Here is a 3534-nt window from a genome sequence, read left to right on the forward strand (position 1 = left end):
TCGTACGTGCTCCCTCCACCGTCGTCACCAGGTGGCGTGTAGGGTGGCTCGTACGTGCTCCCTCCACCGTCGTCACCAGGTGGCGTGTAGGGTGGCTCGTACGTGCCCCCTCTACCGTCGTCACCAGGTGGTGTGTAGGGCGGCTCGTACGTGCCCCCTCCACCGTCGTCACCAGGTGGTGTGTACAGCGGTGCGTAGCCACCATCGTCCCCAGTCTGTGTATAGGCCGATCCGTACCCGCCGTTGGAGTCACCAAGAGGACCGGCTTCAGGGTAGTCGTCCGCAATACCTGACAAATAGTTTGCATCGTTTTCGGACGCGTATTGGGGCGTTTGATCCCCATCAGAGTCAGGGTAGAGGCTGGATTCGACGTCTGAATTGAGCCCACCGTCACCCGAGTCAAGCGTACTCCTCGCTGTCCCCGTATCGATCCCATCTCCTGCTTCGCCAAGCTGGTTGTGGGAGTTCACGTCGATGATCCGGTTGACTGTATTTTCCGCCGCTTCAGCTATCGACGACGTAACAGGGGGCCGTGGCCCAAGCGTGGTCTCCCCGGCTCCCGTGCCTTCCGGACTATGACCGAGTGTGGTTGAGTCGAACTCGTCTTCGAGACCAGCCCATGAGCCGTACTCCTCACCGGGAAGCGAAAGGTCGCCGAACGTGTCACGCCACGCGTCCGCCGCGTCGCGCGTCCCTCTCGCTCGAAGTCGGGTAAGTGGGTTCCACGACTGACTTTGCTGATCGGCGAGTCGGTCGGCAATGGTGCCGACGTCGTAGGCGTCCTTCGAACGCCATGTGACCGGTGCGATAGTGTCGTCGCCGTATAGGCGCATCGCACCTTCGAGCTTTGAGTTTATCTGACTCTCGATGGGCTGTATCTTCACGCCATCCGCGGCCATTGTCGGCGAGTGGAGATCGCCCGCCCAGTCCTTCTGACCGGACGCCCGCGAGCGCTTATTGATGTCTACCATATGGTCCCAACCATCGTCTTCGGTATAGACTTCAATACCGGTGCCGCGGTCATCACGCCGCACCGGACGGTCCTCATGTTTATCGAGGATGTCGTAGAGTTCCTTCTGTGCGTTGTTCGGGTTGCTGGTATAGATGTCGATGTCGTCCGGCGTCCGGGCCTTCCCGGTGTGGAGAAGTTGTGAAACACTTCCACCGAGTATCGAATCGTCTTGCTTGATCCAGTCGGCGACCTCCGAGGCCGCTTCGTCAGGAATCTGATTTGCCTGCCGAATACCTTCCTCTGCGTTGGCGTCCGTCGCACCCGTGAACCGGTCTTTCGCCGTGTCAGAAATGCCGCGCTCACCGAGGCGATCAGCCAGTTCTCGACCAGCCTCGTACCTCTTCAGGTTCTGGCCATCGAGTTGATCGCGTAGATTCGCGTCCCAAATTGAGGTCTCTATTCCGGATTCGGGGGCGATACCCCTTGTGTTAGGCGCTTTCTCTGGGCCACGAAGATCGACGTCGGGGGTTCCGAGTGTAGGACGATAGTCTGTGAAACCAGCCTTCGGCTTCGGATTTCGACCGGGAAGGTTCGTTGTTATCCCACGCCACGTTGTCGTCCCATCGCCGTCTGGAAGGCTCGCTCTCTCGACACGGACCGGTGTGTATCGCCCGAGACCAGCGTATGAGCTAACTCCGTAACCGAGCCCTGCTAATCCTCCCGTGGCGATCCCCGAACCGAGTGCCCGCTGGGGATGATTTATCGCCCACTCCGTGCTGGACACTGCGAGCGCTGCACCCGTTGCCGCAGTCGCTCCGGCTCGCCTCCCGGTCGTGTCTGCCGCCTCAGATGCTTCCTGTTCATCGCCTACGGCTGTGTTCGCCACAGTGTTAACCGCCGGTGCACCGAGGAATTTCCCAAGTTCTGCGGTCTCCATCCCGGTGGATAGATATGCCGGGACGTTTATCGCGCCGGCCGTCGTGTCCAGAGCGCCTTGTTGTACCTTCGACCCAGTAGTCACCTTCCCCGGATCACCAGTTACGAGCGCCTGGGTTGCGGCCGTGGTTGGGAGCATCGGTGTCCCAGAGAGATCACCTACTGCTCCGTTCAGCTTCATCCGCGTTGACTGTGCCGTGCTGTCAACTGTTTGCTCTACTTCGTCGCCCGGACCACCGAATCCCATCGACCAATCAATATTTCCGAACCTCTCTTGATTGCTCAAGCTTGATGACACAGATTGTTCCGTAGAGCTATCTGCGAGATCGTTGACGTAGCTGTCGACTTGATCAGCAGCAGCCTCGTTCGCTTGCTGTCGTCCTTCAACGCTCTCGACACGCGACCGCCCAGCATCCGAAACTCCTTGGGCGACGTCGGCCACACTGGTGTCCGCCACGGCGGCGACGCCGCTATTGACGGCATTCCCGACGTCTGAGGCCGTGTCACTCACTGCACCGAGGCCATCGTTGACTGCGCTTGACGCCTGCTCGTCGATCGTCGTCGACGAGTCGACTGCCGAGACCGCATCTGACGCCGCATCCGAGGCTGTGTCAACCGGGTTGTCTATGGCATCTAAGACTCCTGTAGTAGAGAGATCCCCGCGACGCCATGCATCGACCGCATTGTCGACATCCGACGCCGCATCAGTAGCTGTGTTGAACGGACCGTTCACAGCGTTTGCGGCCTGCTCGTCAATCGTTGTCGAATCATCAACCGTGTCGACAACGTCGGAGGCGGTGTCCGACACCTGATCCACGCCGCTATTAACAACGTTCCCAACATCCGACGCCGCATCAGTAGCCGTAGCAACCGGATTGTTCACGGCAGCGGTGACCTGCTCGTCGATCGTCGTCGAATCATCAACCGTGTCGACGACGTCAGAGGCGGTGTCCGACACCTGATCCACGCCGCTATTGACAGCGTTCACGGCAGCCGAGGCCTTCTCGTCCAACGTCGTCGACTCATCCACCGCCGAGACCGCGTCCGACAACGTGTTTTGGAGAGCTGATCCAGCATCGTTAACTGCCTGCTCTGCAGCTGAACTAGTCTGCTCCGGACCATCCTGACGCGTCCGCGTCTCAGTCCGCGAGATCTCGATTCCCGGCGCGCTCTGCGTGATCGGGGCGTCAGCTGCGCCAAGTGCAGCATCAAGCTGCTTGCCAGCGGCGTCAAGAAGCGCATCACGCTGCTCCTGCTGCTGGCGCTGTCGGTCCTCAAACTGCTGCTCGGCCTCCTCAGTTAGTGCAAGGTTCGTCGTCTGCTGCTCGCCTTCCTTCTGGTAGGTGACGCGGAATCCGCCCTCCATCTCGCGCGTCGCGGAAAACTCATCAATCCCCTGCCCCTCCGCCCACGCCTGCACCTGCTCAGACGCCGACCGTTGTGCTGGCGGGTTGTTGCTTTGCTCGGCGTCATTAGCAGCTTCTTGAGCCGCGGCACGCGTCGAGAAGATATCCTCGTCCTTCTCAGCCGCCGACGTCTGGTTCTCCACCAGCGCACGCGCCGCTGCCTCAGACGGTTCCTTCGCGGTGTCCTTCTTCGTGTATCGATCCTCGATCAGATCCGCCTTCTCAGGATACTTCCTTAAA

The 3534-nt window shown here is 60.2% G+C and carries 1 protein-coding gene; it reads right to left on the minus strand.

All coding sequences use genetic code 11. The features are described from left to right. On the minus strand, positions 1-3534 hold a 3534-nt coding region (locus ABDZ36_RS02925; protein ID WP_343749197.1), incomplete at both ends, for a hypothetical protein.

The organism is Halarchaeum salinum (assembly GCF_039520965.1).
In the GTDB taxonomy this organism is placed as follows: domain Archaea; phylum Halobacteriota; class Halobacteria; order Halobacteriales; family Halobacteriaceae; genus Halarchaeum; species Halarchaeum salinum.